15 protein-coding genes are annotated in these 13,078 nt (G+C 60.7%); 10 read left to right on the top strand and 5 right to left on the bottom strand.

From position 1 onward, the window contains the following. Positions 1–37: 37 nt before the first annotated feature. From J2T09_RS18500 to J2T09_RS18490, 3 genes are all read right to left on the bottom strand, one after another. Positions 38–448 carry a DUF2325 domain-containing protein gene (locus J2T09_RS18500; RefSeq protein WP_306837361.1) on the bottom strand — a complete coding sequence of 137 codons (411 nt, stop codon included), beginning with the start codon at positions 446–448 and terminating at the stop codon, positions 38–40. A 231-nt stretch (positions 449–679) separates the two neighbouring features. Further along, complete coding sequence (gene prfH / locus J2T09_RS18495; protein WP_306837359.1) at positions 680–1,294, bottom strand: peptide chain release factor H; 615 nt, start codon at positions 1,292–1,294, stop codon at positions 680–682. Next, on the bottom strand, positions 1,281–2,492 hold the full coding sequence (locus tag J2T09_RS18490) for an RNA ligase RtcB family protein (protein WP_306837358.1): 1,212 nt from the start codon (positions 2,490–2,492) through the stop codon (positions 1,281–1,283). The genes prfH and J2T09_RS18490 overlap by 14 nt, the downstream gene beginning before the upstream one ends. Positions 2,493–3,161: 669 nt before the next feature. Between J2T09_RS18490 and J2T09_RS18485 the strand changes: the two genes are divergently transcribed. Further along, positions 3,162–5,072: a methyl-accepting chemotaxis protein gene (locus tag J2T09_RS18485; protein WP_306837356.1), complete on the top strand. Its 1,911-nt coding sequence runs from the start codon at positions 3,162–3,164 to the stop codon at positions 5,070–5,072. A gap of 58 nt (positions 5,073–5,130) precedes the next feature. On the opposite strand, the gene J2T09_RS18480 is transcribed toward J2T09_RS18485, so the two are convergent. Both J2T09_RS18480 and J2T09_RS18475 read right to left on the bottom strand, forming a co-directional pair. Then, positions 5,131–5,775: a TetR family transcriptional regulator C-terminal domain-containing protein gene (locus J2T09_RS18480; protein WP_306837354.1), complete on the bottom strand. Its 645-nt coding sequence runs from the start codon at positions 5,773–5,775 to the stop codon at positions 5,131–5,133. 10 nt (positions 5,776–5,785) lie between these two features. After that, positions 5,786–6,025 carry a hypothetical protein gene (locus J2T09_RS18475; protein WP_306837351.1) on the bottom strand — a complete coding sequence of 80 codons (240 nt, stop codon included), beginning with the start codon at positions 6,023–6,025 and terminating at the stop codon, positions 5,786–5,788. Positions 6,026–6,045: 20 nt separating this feature from the next. Between J2T09_RS18475 and J2T09_RS18470 the strand changes: the two genes are divergently transcribed. From J2T09_RS18470 to J2T09_RS18430, 9 genes are all read left to right on the top strand, one after another. Then, the gene (locus J2T09_RS18470) at positions 6,046–7,299 is read left to right on the top strand and encodes a Zn-dependent hydrolase (RefSeq protein WP_306837349.1); all 1,254 of its coding nucleotides are present in this window, start codon (positions 6,046–6,048) and stop codon (positions 7,297–7,299) included. Further along, complete coding sequence (locus J2T09_RS18465; protein WP_306837347.1) at positions 7,296–7,760, top strand: GNAT family N-acetyltransferase; 465 nt, start codon at positions 7,296–7,298, stop codon at positions 7,758–7,760. The genes J2T09_RS18470 and J2T09_RS18465 overlap by 4 nt, the downstream gene beginning before the upstream one ends. 71 nt (positions 7,761–7,831) lie before the next feature. Next, entirely contained in the window at positions 7,832–8,035 is a 204-nt protein-coding gene (locus J2T09_RS18460) for a hypothetical protein (protein WP_306837345.1), read from the top strand. 24 nt (positions 8,036–8,059) lie between these two features. Then, a complete protein-coding gene (locus J2T09_RS18455; protein ID WP_306837343.1) occupies positions 8,060–8,284 on the top strand; it encodes a hypothetical protein in 225 nt (74 codons plus the stop codon). 95 nt (positions 8,285–8,379) lie between these two features. Further along, the gene (gene hydA / locus J2T09_RS18450; RefSeq protein ID WP_306837341.1) at positions 8,380–9,834 is read left to right on the top strand and encodes a dihydropyrimidinase; all 1,455 of its coding nucleotides are present in this window, start codon (positions 8,380–8,382) and stop codon (positions 9,832–9,834) included. Between the two features lie 2 nt (positions 9,835–9,836). Then, positions 9,837–10,196, top strand: coding sequence for a hypothetical protein (locus J2T09_RS18445; RefSeq protein WP_306837340.1), 360 nt, complete (start codon positions 9,837–9,839; stop codon positions 10,194–10,196). Then, complete coding sequence (locus J2T09_RS18440) at positions 10,187–11,005, top strand: ABC transporter ATP-binding protein (protein ID WP_373458509.1); 819 nt, start codon at positions 10,187–10,189, stop codon at positions 11,003–11,005. The genes J2T09_RS18445 and J2T09_RS18440 overlap by 10 nt, the downstream gene beginning before the upstream one ends. After that, positions 10,995–11,891: an ABC transporter permease gene (locus J2T09_RS18435; protein WP_306837441.1), complete on the top strand. Its 897-nt coding sequence runs from the start codon at positions 10,995–10,997 to the stop codon at positions 11,889–11,891. Before J2T09_RS18440 ends, J2T09_RS18435 begins: the two co-directional genes overlap by 11 nt. Further along, entirely contained in the window at positions 11,888–13,009 is a 1,122-nt protein-coding gene (locus J2T09_RS18430; RefSeq protein WP_306837338.1) for an ABC transporter permease, read from the top strand. Before J2T09_RS18435 ends, J2T09_RS18430 begins: the two co-directional genes overlap by 4 nt. The last annotated feature ends 69 nt before the right edge of the window (positions 13,010–13,078 follow it).

The raw sequence follows: 13,078 nt of genomic DNA, 5'->3' as shown, positions 1-13,078 counted from the left end.
GTGACCGGGCTGTGGATGCTTCAGCAATGGTGATAACTCAGGACACCCGGCGCTCTTCGCGGCGATCCTTCATGGTCTGAAGGGCGCGGTCGAGGCTGGATTTCGAACCGTTGCGCAGCGGCACGAAGGTGACGCCGAACTTCTTGCAGCCCGTCTTGACGCGCAGACACGCGTCGTGGCTGATACAGTCGATGGGGCAGAACACACAGTCGACCGAAGGAAGCACGGTATCGATGCGGGAGACCGCCTCGCGCAGGCCGCCGTCGTGGTGGATCAGTTCGGCGCCATGCGCGCTGGCGATCGCCCGCAGATGCGCCACCTGGCAGTCACGTCCCCCGACATAAAGGAAGCTGCGGATATCCTGCTGCGCCTCAGTAATGCTGGTGGATTCGCGCGCCTGCTCTGCGGCACCGCTGTTTCCGCCCTTGCGCTTCTGCTTCTTCGCCATCACCAACCTCGTGTCGCAATCAAAGTGCTGCAATCGATTTTCTGAGCCATTTCGGAGAGCGCCCCCTAGAGCGGGACCGCCGTGTTGATGCGCACACTAATAAACTTGATTTTGAGAGTAAAGATTAAAGTTGATGATTTTGGTCAGGAAATTTACCCAATGCCAAGAATGGTGCCGTCGACCAGTCCGCAGGACGTGAAGAAACGGCCCCGCAAAGGGGCCGTTTCAGGTTCATAGCTTGAAGGTTTTCACCTCGTTGCCGCGCTCCAGATTGCGGTTGGCGAGAAAACGCTCCCGCCGCGCCGCATCCGCCTTGTGGTGCTCCAGCATGTCGAGCATGCCGGCCAGGCGCCGCAGCGCCAGCGCCTTGTTACGGTGCTGGGAACGTTCGTCACGCGCCAGCACCGTCAGTCCGGTGGGGATATGCACGACACGCACGGCGCTATCCGTGGTGTTCTGGTGCTGCCCGCCCGGCCCGCCTGCCCGCAAGGTCTCGAAACGCAGATCGGCGAGGTCGAGGCTGTTGTCGACCTGCTCGGCGGCAAGATCGACCGGCTGCACCGCCACGAACCAGTTCTGCCTTTTGTGACCCGGCCTGACCGGGCTCTTGAACATGAACTTGATCGTGCCGGCATAATCACCGGCCAACACAGCAGCCCCCTCACCATCCAGGCTGACGATTGCCGATTTCGGCCCATGCCTGTCAGGCAACGGACCAAAACTGACCGAAAAACCGCAGCCGCGATTGCCGGCCTCGACCCGCAGGATATCGACGAGTTTCGCAACGGCGATCCGGCACTCGACCGGACCGTCGCCGGAGGTGACGAGAAGATCAACGCCAGCCATCTTTCTGCCTCCTCATCTCGCGGTGCCCGGATTTGCGGTCTCGGCGCTCCGTCTCTACCTCGTCCACCGCCTTTTTGTAGGTGACGAGCGGACGCAAGGTCGCGACCGGCGTTACCAAGCCCGCAGCGGCGAGATCCGCCACGACATGACCGGCATCCTTGTAAGCGGCAGCCGCTTCCTCGATGACGAGATTGCGATCATCGCAGATCGCCACCCCACCCCAGGCATTACGCAGCAACTGCTCACGATCCGACCGGGTTTTGCCGACACGGCCATACATGCTGGCGCGGTCGTATTTGCGGCCGGCCCCATGCGAGATCGCCCCGAGCGCACCCGTAACACCCTCGCCCGCCCGCACCAGATGGCTGAGGCTGGCGCGGGAACCGGCAACAGGCGCCAGTTCGCCCGGCCGCACCGCAGCCGCACCCTTGTGGTGGATGAAGCCACCACTCGACACCCGCACGAGATTGTGCGGAATGTCGGCGATCAATTCGACCTCGGCACCCAGAGCAAGACCCGCCCGTTCCGCCACCAGTTGGCGGTTGAGCGACGCCCAGGCAACGCAGCGATCATGCGCGGCAAGCCAGACCTCTCCCGCCTCGGAAACCGGATCGAGACCATCCTTCAGGGAAGGCTGGCTGGAAACCGTGCTTTCGAAAACGGAGGCACCAAACCCGCGAGAGCCGGAATGCACGAGGAGATAAAGACGTTGATCGTCAAACGCCTCGCCATCCGCCACCTTGTCGATGGCCTGCAGCTCGCAGAAATGATTGCCACCGCCGATCGTGCCGAGCGAGTTTTGGAAAAGCTCAGGCGGCAGACCGGCCTCTTCGAGACGCGCGGATGCATCGTCGATCTCCTGCGCCTCGAAAGCGCGCAGGCGTGCCGCCGCCTTGTCGACCTTCAGCTTACGCAGCGGCAGATCGAGAGCAAAGAGCGACATGCCGCAGCCGATATCGTTGCCGATCAGCAGCGGATGGATGCGCTCGGATAAAAGCGCGACACCGGTCGCGCCATATTTGCCGGGATGAAGATCGGGAAATGCGACGATTTCCCGAACACCGGCAAGACGCGCCATCTCTTCAAGCTGGTGAAGGGCGGCGCCCTCGATCCAGGCCTTGTCCGAAAAGACGCGATGAATGGCCGCCGGCTGAACCGACGGCGTAAGGGAGCTTTCGCTCCCGATGGAAGTGCCCATTTTGAGAAACTCTGGGTAGGAGTGATCGTCTGCCGGCGGATCTAAAATCGGCGCGGCAGGTCAATCGGCATGCGTCGGCGAAATCACCGAGTTAAGCCGAAACCCCATTGGGGCGTGCGGAGATGTTTTGCATCGGGCGCTCCCTTGTTCCAGAAATCAATGAGGCTCAACTAGGCCAGGCATGTCGCATAAGCAAGCGACAACGAAGGCCCGACGCATGAGTTTGGGCCGGGGTGTGGCGAAAAGGCCGCCCTCTCTGTGTGATGACGGCATTCAGGGGGACCGCCAGCCATCTTTTTTTGAATTTAAAACGAAAATTTATTTGGCCATCCTGCATCCAGCACTTATTGTGCGGCGCACTATATTCCGCAACGCAACATTTTTCGCGGCATGCGCGATATATTTCGCCGAACGCGCCGAGAAACGAAGTATCTGCATTCAAAAGAATTTTAGACGCGCCTGCAATGAGCAATTGCCCGGTCAATTTACATTTGTTCGACGCATTATTCCTGTAACGTTACTTCATTGGCACCACAACTATCGGCCTGCATTTTAACCGGCAATTAGTGCCAACCTGCCATTTTGTCGCACAAGCATGCTGACGCGCCTCGGGAAGAGCTGCGCCACGCGCCGTTGTGTTGTGCAGTTTTATGGGTGGGGTGTAGCATTATGGCATTCAAAGATATGGCCATTTCGAAGAAACTCGGCATCGTCACGGTTGTGATGGGCCTGTCCTCGGTCGTCATCGCCGGTGTTGCCGGCAGCGGCCTTTACGGTCTGCAACAGGCGATGATCTCGGTCGGCGCCCGCGAAGAAGTGGCGCGCGAAGCGATGGACCTGCGCGTCGATATCATCGCCATCAGCCGCATGACCTACCAGCTGGCCGCCGCACCGGAAAAGGCCAAGGATTTTCGCGCCGAGACCGACAAGCGCTCCGCTGAAATGCTCGGTCGCCTGCCAAAGATCGAATCCACCGCTGACGCCACCGAAAAGGACCAGCTGAAGACCATTCGTGGTGCGATGGAGAGCTATTTCGGCGAAATCCGCGGCATGGTCGATGTTGCCGAAAAGAACCCGGCAGATACCGCCGCCATCGCCGCAAGCCTCAAGAAGGCGCTGGACGGCCAGAAGGCCGTCACCGACACGGTCAAGGTCTACAGCACCTATTCCGGCAAGTCGCTGGCGCAAGCCCGCACCTCGGCCGTCGATTCTTCTTCTACTGCCATGCTGATTTCGGCGCTCGCCGCGCTCGGTTTCATCGCGCTTGGCAGCGTCATCAGCACGCTTGTTGCACGCCGCGGCATCATCCGCCCGATCCGCGATCTGACCGATACCATGAGCCGCCTTGCCAAGGGTGATCTCGATGGCAGCGCCGTCGATGCCGCCCGCAAGGATGAGATCGGCGAAATGGGCCGCGCCGTCGACGTGTTCCGCCAGAACGCACTGGCCATGAACCAGCTGAAGGCACAGGAAGCCGTGCTGCATGAGCGCAGCTCCGACCTGCAGTCCAGCATCGCCACGGTCGTCGCATCGGCTGTCGCCGGTGACTTCACCGCCCGCATCCGCAAGGACTACCAGAGCGAAGATCTCAACCGCTTTGCCGGCAGCGTCAACGAACTGGTATCGAGCGTTGATACCGCCGTTAGCGAAGTCCGCCGCGTCGTGGCCGCTCTTGCCGATGCCGACCTGACCCAGACGATGGAAGGCCAGTTCCAGGGTGCGTTCGCCGAACTGCAGGGCAATGTCAACGCCACCATGGTGACGCTGCGCGCCACCATGCACAATGTGCGTGGCGCCGCCGGCACGATCAACAACAACTCGGCCGAACTGTCGTCTGCCGCCAACGATCTGTCCAAGCGCACCGAGCAACAGGCAGCGTCGCTGGAAGAAACAGCTGCGGCTCTCGACGAGATCACCGCGACGGTTCGCGCCGCATCCGCCCGCTCCAACGAAGCCCGCGACATGGTGCACCAGACCAGGCATAGCGCCTCCAAATCCGGCGATATCGTCCGCTCTGCGGTTACCGCCATGGGCCGCATCGAAGAATCCTCGAACAAGATCAGCCAGATCATCGGCGTCATCGACGAGATCGCCTTCCAGACCAACCTTCTGGCACTGAACGCTGGCGTCGAGGCAGCCCGTGCCGGTGAAGCCGGCCGTGGTTTTGCCGTCGTCGCCCAGGAAGTCCGCGAACTGGCACAGCGTTCCGCCAACGCCGCCAAGGAAATCAAGACGCTGATCAGCACGTCTGCATCGGAAGTCGAAGGCGGTGTATCGCTCGTGCGCTCCACCGGTGATGCGCTTCTGGAAATCGAAAACCTTGTCAACCGCGTCAACGAACATGTGGAATCGATCGCCACCGCCGCCAAGGAACAGTCGATGGCGCTGGCCGAGATCAACTCCTCGGTCAACCACATGGACCAGATGACCCAGAAAAACGCAGCCATGGTGGAAGAAACCACAGCCGCCAGCGAGACGCTGGCCGAAGAAAGCCGCCAGCTGCAGACCATCCTGCAGAACTTCAAGCTGGACGAAGGCCACGTCTCGCACGCCGGCCAGCGTTACCGCTCGGCAGCCTGATCACAACAGGCGAAACAATGGCGAAGGCCCGGAGAGCGATCTCCGGGCCTTTTGCGTTTCAGGTTTTTGGAATGCCGAGCCCGCGCAAAAACAGATCTTCGAGGAAACGGGCGGCATCCTCGAAACGCCCCGCCCCCGAAAGGTTGTGGCCCAGAACGGCGCGCACCTGCACATCGAAATCGGCATAATGCTGGGTGGTCGACCAGATCGAAAAAATCAGATGATAAGGGTCACATTTGGCGATCTTCCCGGCCTTCGCCCAGGCGCGAATAACCTGCGCCTTCTCATCCACCAGCTCCTTCAGCGGCCCTTTCAGTTCATCCTCGATATGCGGCGCGCCTTGAAGAATCTCATTGGCGAACAGACGGCTTTCGCGCGGAAAATCCCGCGACATTTCCAGCTTGCGGCGGATGTAGGAGCGGATTTCCGATTCCGGCTTGCCATCGGCGTCAAAGGCCTTCAGCGGATCGAGCCATGTGAACAGCACCCGGTCGATCAACTGCCGGTGCATCGCCTCCTTGGTGCGGAAATAATAGAGCACATTCGGCTTCGACATGCCGGCCGCCTCGGCGATCTGGTCGAGCGTCGACCCGCGAAATCCCCGCGCTGAAAACACATCGAGCGCCGCTTCAAGAATGCGCTCCTGCTTCTCCTCCTGAATGCGGGTGCGCCGCTGTGTCTGTGCCGCCCTTGGAATGGCCATTCCTACCCCTTCACCGCGACCGTTTCATCGCCTCAAACCGCCGCATTTTCAGGCAATCTGCCTGCAATTTTGGCGGATATTTTTCACGATTCCCGTCTTGAGTGCCAGCTTGAAAATTGTCATGTTTTACCAACCGGTCAAAATTATCGGCGACCACAAAAACAAACGCAATGCCGATGTTTTCGATCGCATCAAGACGGGTCGCAAAAGACCTGCGGGGACAACGAAATGCCGCCCGACGGCGGTTCATGCAAGGGTGAGGATCGGACAATGGTGGCAGCACCGGGCGAAAACATGCGCGTCAATGGCGACCGCCTGTGGGACATGCTGATGGAGATGGCGAAGATCGGTCCGGGCATTGCCGGCGGCAACAATCGCCAGACCCTGACGGATGCCGATGGCGAAGGTCGACACCTGTTCAAGGCATGGTGCGAACAGGCCGGCATGACGGTGGCGGTAGACCGGATGGGCACGATGTTCGCGACCCGCACCGGCACCGATCCGGACGCCCTGCCCGTCTATATCGGCAGCCATCTCGATACCCAGCCGACCGGCGGAAAATTCGATGGCGTGCTCGGTGTGCTGGCCGGCCTCGAAGTCATCCGCTCGATGAACGATCTCGGTGTGAAGACGAAACATCCGATCGTCGTCACCAACTGGTCCAATGAAGAAGGCGCGCGTTTTGCCCCGGCCATGCTGGCATCCGGCGTGTTTGCCGGCGTGCATTCGCTCGACTACGCCTATGCCCGCAAGGACCCTGACGGCAAGACCTATGGCGACGAACTGAAACGCATCGGCTGGCTGGGCGAAGAAGAGGTCGGCGCCAGAAAGATGCACGCCTATTTCGAATATCATATCGAACAGGGGCCGATCCTCGAAGCGGAGACAAAGCAGATCGGTGTCGTCACCCATTGCCAGGGCCTCTGGTGGCTGGAATTCACGCTGACGGGCAGGCAAGCCCATACCGGCTCCACGCCGATGGACCGCCGTGTCAACGCCGGCCTTGCCTTCGGGCGTATCCTCGAAGCCGTGCAGGACGCGGCAATGGCCGAACAGCCGGGCGCAGTGGCCGGCGTCGGCCAGGCATTCTTTTCGCCGAACTCGCGTAACGTGCTGCCCGGCACCGTCATCTTCACTGTCGACATGCGCACGCCAAGCCAAGAAAAGCTCGACCGCATGCGGGCCCGCATCGAGGAACAGGCGGCAAAAATCTGCGCCGAACTTGGCGTCGAATGCAGCGTCGAAGCCGTGGGGCATTTCGATCCGATCGCCTTTGATACGACCCTTGTCGGCCGCGTGCGCGATGCGGCGGACAAGCTGGGTTACAGCCATATGGACATCGTTTCCGGCGCCGGCCACGACGCCTGTTGGGCCTCGAAAGTGGCGCCGGCGACGATGATCTTCTGCCCCTGCGTCGGCGGGCTTTCGCACAACGAAGCCGAGGAGATTTCGAAGGACTGGGCAGCGGCCGGCTGTGACGTGCTATTGCATGCCGTGCTGGAAACGGCGGAGATTGTGGAGTGAGCGTGACGATTGTCGTTGAACGGCCAGACCAGCCGGATGTGGCGGCCCTGATCACCCTTTCGGATGATTACATGGCCGGGCTTTACCCGCCCGAGGGAAATTTCGCCGTCGATATCGAGGCGCTCTGCCAACCCGACATCGCCTTCGTGGTCGCGCGGTTGGATGGCCGGGCAGCCGGCTGCGGCGGCATCAAATGGCTTGATGATGGCACGGCCGAAATGAAGCGCATTTTTGTGCGCGACGATGCCCGTGGCCATGGCCTGGGACGCCGGATCATGGCGATGCTGGAAGAGCTGGCCGCCGCACGCCCGGTGGCCCGTCTCTATCTCGAAACAGGCCCGCTCAACACAGAAGCCGTCGGCCTTTATCAGTCCCTCGGCTATCGCACCTGCGGCCCCTTTTCCGATTACCAAGACAATCCCCACAGCCTGTTCATGACCAAAGACCTGCAACACGCCTGATAGACCGGAGATTGTGGAATGGGCCTCACATCGCTATATTCGGCAGTCGATGGATCAGCGGAGCTGCTCACATGTCGCCAGCAACTGAAAATCTCGTTCTCGAACATCTGCGCGCCATCCGTGCGACGCAGGACAGGCATTCTGAAGATTTTCGCGAGGTCAAAACGCGGCTGGGTTTTCTTGAGCAGCAATATGCGAGCATATCGCGGCGTGTCGATCGCATCGATGAGCGCCTCGACCGTGTCGAAAAACGACTGGGCCTCATCGAAGTCTGAGCCACCGCCTGAGGAGGTTTTTGCATGTCGCCAGCAACAGAAAATCTCGTCCTCGAGCATCTGCGCGCGATCCGCGGAACCGTGGATAGGCTCTCCGACGACATGCGCGACATCAAGAGCCGCCTCGGCATCGTCGAAAGCCAGGTCGGCATTCTTACCGCCCAATATGCCGTCATTTCCAATCGTCTCGACCGCATGGACGAACGCATCCTGCGTATCGAAAAGCGCCTCGATCTCGTCGAAGCCTGACCATTCCAACATGCCTGAATTCACCTGCCCCCCGCGCCAGAGGCGCGGGCATGATCGCTGACGTCCGTCAGCAACCCATTGCCGGAGGAGAATGCATGACCACAGTGATCAAAGGTGGCACCATCGTCACCGCCGACCTGACCTACAAGGCCGACGTGAAAATCGATGCCGGGAAAATCATCGAGATCGGACCCAACCTTGCCGGCGACACCGTCCTCGACGCCTCCGGCTGCTACGTCATGCCGGGCGGAATCGATCCGCATGTGCATCTCGAAATGCCCTTCATGGGCACCTATTCCGCCGACGATTTCGATAGCGGCACCCGCGCCGCGATCGCCGGCGGTACGACCATGGTGGTGGATTTCTGCCTGCCCGAACCCGGCCAGTCCCTGCTCGACGCACTAAAACGCTGGGACAATAAGGCAAGCCGCGCCCATTGTGACTATTCCTTCCATATGGCGATCACTTGGTGGGGCGAGCAGGTGTTTGACGAAATGAAGGCAGTGGTGCGCAACCACGGCATCAACTCGTTCAAGCACTTCATGGCCTACAAGGGCTCGCTGATGGTCAATGACGAGGAAATGTTCGCCTCGTTTTCCCGCTGCTCCGAGCTGGGCGCGCTGCCACTCGTGCATGCGGAAAACGGCGATATCGTCGCAGCACTTCAACAAAAGCTAATGGACGAAGGCCTTGACGGCCCGGAAGCGCATGCCTATTCAAGGCCCGCCGAAGTCGAGGGTGAGGCCACCAACCGCGCCATCATCATCGCCGACATGGCGAAAGTGCCGCTCTACGTGGTGCATACATCCTGCGAACAGGCGCATGAGGCGATCCGCCGTGCCCGGCAGGCCGGCATGCGGGTCTATGGCGAACCGCTGATCCAGCATCTAACGCTCGACGAAAGCGAATATTCGAACAAGGACTGGGACCATTCCGCCCGCCGCGTCATGTCGCCGCCGTTCCGTGACAAACGCCATCAGGACAGTCTCTGGGCAGGCCTCTCTGCCGGTTCGTTGCAGGTGGTGGCGACCGACCATTGCGCCTTCACCACGGCGCAGAAACGCACCGGCATCGGCGATTTCCGCAAAATCCCCAACGGCACCGGCGGGCTGGAAGACCGGCTGCCCATGCTCTGGACCCACGGCGTGGCAACCGGCCGCATCACCATGAACGAGTTCGTCGCCGTCACCTCCACCAATATCGCCAAAATCCTCAACATCTATCCGCAGAAGGGTGCCATTCTCGTCGGTGCCGATGCAGATCTCGTCGTGTTCGATCCGCAGGCCTCGAAGGTGATCTCGGCCAACGGCCAGCAATCGGCGCTCGACTACAATATTTTCGAGGGGCAGCCAGTGAGTGGCTTGCCGCGCTACACGCTATCGCGCGGCAAGATCGTTTATGCCGACGGGAAAATCCGCTCGAATGAGGGTGATGGCCAGTTCGTCAGTCGCGCGCCCTTCCCCGCAACGGCCAAGGCCTTGTCCACCTGGAAGGAACTGACGGCTCCGGCCAAGGTGGAGCGATCCGGCATTCCGGCGAGCGGAGTATGACCATGCGCAAACACCTCACCCTTCTGGCCGTCATTCTCTGTGCGTCGAATGCGCAATCTGCGGAATTCCTCGACGGAGCCTACGGCAACAAGGAAGGCTGCACCTACGCCAGCACCGGAGAATCCTCCGGTGCCGATGTCTTCTTCCTGCTCAACGACGAAGGCGTGACGACGGCCGCCTCCTTCTGCGAATTCAAGAGCACCGCCAGCAAGACCAGCACCGGATTCACCATCAAGGCGCAATGCGATGCCGAGGGAGAGATCGGCCCGGTCCACACCATGACGCTGACGAAATCGGCCATGGGCTACACGATCACCGCCAGAGACGGCACCAAGTGGGGACCACTTCCCAAATGCAGATGAGCAAAAAGATCAGCACTGCCACGGCAAAACCCTATTCCGTGGTGAGCGCCCAAAATCTCGGCCTGACATTCGACACCAATGACGGCCCGGTGCATGCCCTCTCCCATGTCGATCTCGATATCGCCAAGGGGGATTTCGTGTCCTTCATCGGCCCTTCCGGCTGCGGCAAGACAACGTTTCTGCGGGTAATCGCCGATCTCGAACAGCCGACCTCGGGCACGATTTCCGTCAACGGCATGACACCGGAAGAAGCACGCAAGGCACGTTCCTACGGCTACGTGTTTCAGGCGGCAGCACTTTATCCATGGCGCACGATCGAAAAAAACATCGCCCTGCCGCTGGAGATCATGAACTATTCGACCTCCGAGCGGCAGGAGCGCATTGCCCGCGTGCTCGATCTCGTCAATCTGTCCGGTTTCGGCAAGAAATATCCGTGGCAACTCTCCGGCGGCATGCAGCAGCGCGCCTCGATCGCCCGCGCGCTCGCCTTCGATGCCGATCTTCTCCTGATGGACGAACCTTTTGGCGCACTCGACGAGATCGTGCGGGATCATCTGAACGAGCAGCTTCTAGACCTGTGGTCGCGCACGCAAAAAACGATCTGCTTCGTGACGCATTCGATCCCGGAAGCGGTCTATCTTTCGACCAAGATCGTGGTCATGTCGCCACGCCCCGGCCGCGTAACGGATGTCATCCATTCGACACTGCCGAAGGAAAGGCCGCTGGAGATCCGCGAAACACCGGAGTTTCTGGAGATCGCCCACCGGGTGCGCGAAGGTTTGCGAGCGGGGCATGGTTATGAGGAGTGATCACTTCCGACACCACGCCCTGCCCGTCCTCACCATCGTCATCGCCATCCTCGCCGCGTGGTATGTCGGCGCCTACGTCCTCAACGCCTCCTTCCAGCGAGACCTTGATCGCCGCGGCAACGTCACATCGACGCCGATCGAATTCCTCGCCAAAACCATGGCACAACCGAAACCGATCCTGCCGGCGCCGCATCAGGTGGCGCAAAACCTCTTCGAAAACACCTTTTTACGCAAAGTTACCTCCAACCGCAGCCTTCTCTATCACGCCTGGGTCACGCTCTCCTCCACCGCGCTCGGTTTTGCCATGGGCACGGCTCTCGGTATCGCGATTGCCATCGGCATCGTGCATGTCACCACGCTCGACCGCAGCCTGATGCCGTGGATCATCGCCTCGCAAACCGTGCCGGTGCTGGCGATAGCGCCGATGGTCATCGTCGTGCTCGGTGCTATCAACATCACCGGGCTTCTGCCAAAAGCGCTGATTTCCACCTACCTGTCCTTCTTCCCGGTCACGGTCGGCATGGTGAAGGGCCTACGCTCGCCCGATCGCATCCATCTCGATCTGATACGCACCTATCATGCAGGCGCCCTCCAGACGCTTCTCAAACTGCGCCTGCCCGCTTCCATCCCCTTCCTGTTTGCATCCATGAAAGTGGCAATCGCCGCAAGCCTGGTCGGCGCCATCGTCGCCGAACTGCCGACAGGAGCGGCAGCCGGCATCGGATCGAAACTGCTGGCCGGCGCCTATTACAGCCAGACGATCGATATCTGGGCAGCACTCATCGCCGGTTCGGTTCTCGCAGCCCTGCTGGTCACGCTCGTTGGCCTTGCGGCACGAATGGTGGATCGCATGATGGGCGCGAAACCGGAAGGGAAGCCGGCATGAGGCGCGTGATCCGCAACTGGCATTCCCTTGCCGCAAGTCTTCTTGCCGTCGCCGCCCTCACGCATCTGCCACTCACGCTGCCCGATGCCACCGGTCCCTCCGGCCACGGCATGATGATCGCCGCCGGCATCGTCGTCACCACGCTTCTCTTGCAGGCTTTCGAAGCCAGCGGGCCGGCCCTGCGCGGAACCATTCTGTTTCTCGGCGCGCATCTCTGCGCCCTTGCGCTGATACTGAACCTCGCCGGCAACGAGGGAAAAATGTCGGCCGCCTTTTTCATTCTGGTGGCCGCATCATGGCTGCTGGCATGGGCAAGCGCCTCGGAATTCTCACGGCAAGAGCCGCGCCAAAAATCTCTCAAGGCATTTTTGCGCCTGCTGATCCCGGCCATTTTTGGCGCCTGGATCCTGATCCTGTGGGAAGTCGTCACGCGCGGTTTCGGCGTGCCCTTCATTCTCCTGCCGCCGCCATCGGCCATCGGTATTCGCATAGCCGGCTCGCTCGCCATCCTCTGGGCCGATGTGCAGCAGACCATATTCAAGGCCGTGTTCGCCGGTTACGTCATCGGCTGCACCTCTGGCTTCGTTGTCGCCATCCTGGCCGACCGCGTGGATTTCCTGCGCCGTGGCCTGATGCCGATCGGCAATCTCATGTCGGCGCTGCCGATCATCGGCGTCGCACCGATCATGGTCATGTGGTTCGGTTTCGACTGGCAGTCGAAAGCAGCCGTCGTCACCGTCATGACCTTCTTTCCGATGCTGGTGAACACCGTGGCCGGCCTCTCCGCAACCGGCACGATGGAGCGTGACCTGATGCGCACCTACGCGTCCGATTACAGCCAGACACTCACGAAACTGCGCCTGCCCGCCGCCATGCCGTTCATCTTCAATGCGCTGAAGATCAACTCCACGCTGGCGCTGATCGGCGCAATCGTCGCCGAATTTTTCGGCACGCCGATCGTCGGCATGGGTTTTCGCATGTCGACCGAGATCGGCCGCATGAATGTCGACATGGTCTGGGCGGAAATCGCAACCGCTGCCGTCGCCGGCTCGCTGTTTTACGGCCTAATCGCGCTTGCCGAGCGCGCCGTCACCTTCTGGCACCCGTCCAGCCGCTGAGGCTGAACGCAAAAGCATACCCGTCCCGCAGAAGGACGGGCCAATAACCAAAGCACCAACCTCAGAGGA

This window comes from Neorhizobium huautlense, from assembly GCF_030811685.1.
In the GTDB taxonomy this organism is placed as follows: domain Bacteria; phylum Pseudomonadota; class Alphaproteobacteria; order Rhizobiales; family Rhizobiaceae; genus Neorhizobium; species Neorhizobium huautlense_A.
The sequence above is the reverse complement of the archived record's forward strand: the minus strand, read 5'-3'. Positions and strand labels throughout refer to the sequence as shown.

What these genes read in the sequence shown, in the direction of transcription:
- J2T09_RS18500 (WP_306837361.1), bottom strand. Translation starts at nt 448, where the DNA reads ATGGCGAAGAAGCAGAAGCGCAAGGGCGGAAACAGCGGTGCCGCAGAG.
- prfH (WP_306837359.1), bottom strand. Translation starts at nt 1,294, where the DNA reads ATGGCTGGCGTTGATCTTCTCGTCACCTCCGGCGACGGTCCGGTCGAG.
- J2T09_RS18490 (WP_306837358.1), bottom strand. Translation starts at nt 2,492, where the DNA reads ATGGGCACTTCCATCGGGAGCGAAAGCTCCCTTACGCCGTCGGTTCAG.
- J2T09_RS18485 (WP_306837356.1), top strand. Translation starts at nt 3,162, where the DNA reads ATGGCATTCAAAGATATGGCCATTTCGAAGAAACTCGGCATCGTCACG.
- J2T09_RS18480 (WP_306837354.1), bottom strand. Translation starts at nt 5,775, where the DNA reads ATGGCCATTCCAAGGGCGGCACAGACACAGCGGCGCACCCGCATTCAG.
- J2T09_RS18475 (WP_306837351.1), bottom strand. Translation starts at nt 6,025, where the DNA reads ATGAACCGCCGTCGGGCGGCATTTCGTTGTCCCCGCAGGTCTTTTGCG.
- J2T09_RS18470 (WP_306837349.1), top strand. Translation starts at nt 6,046, where the DNA reads ATGGTGGCAGCACCGGGCGAAAACATGCGCGTCAATGGCGACCGCCTG.
- J2T09_RS18460 (WP_306837345.1), top strand. Translation starts at nt 7,832, where the DNA reads ATGTCGCCAGCAACTGAAAATCTCGTTCTCGAACATCTGCGCGCCATC.
- J2T09_RS18455 (WP_306837343.1), top strand. Translation starts at nt 8,060, where the DNA reads ATGTCGCCAGCAACAGAAAATCTCGTCCTCGAGCATCTGCGCGCGATC.
- hydA (WP_306837341.1), top strand. Translation starts at nt 8,380, where the DNA reads ATGACCACAGTGATCAAAGGTGGCACCATCGTCACCGCCGACCTGACC.
- J2T09_RS18445 (WP_306837340.1), top strand. Translation starts at nt 9,837, where the DNA reads ATGCGCAAACACCTCACCCTTCTGGCCGTCATTCTCTGTGCGTCGAAT.
- J2T09_RS18440 (WP_373458509.1), top strand. Translation starts at nt 10,187, where the DNA reads ATGCAGATGAGCAAAAAGATCAGCACTGCCACGGCAAAACCCTATTCC.
- J2T09_RS18435 (WP_306837441.1), top strand. Translation starts at nt 10,995, where the DNA reads ATGAGGAGTGATCACTTCCGACACCACGCCCTGCCCGTCCTCACCATC.
- J2T09_RS18430 (WP_306837338.1), top strand. Translation starts at nt 11,888, where the DNA reads ATGAGGCGCGTGATCCGCAACTGGCATTCCCTTGCCGCAAGTCTTCTT.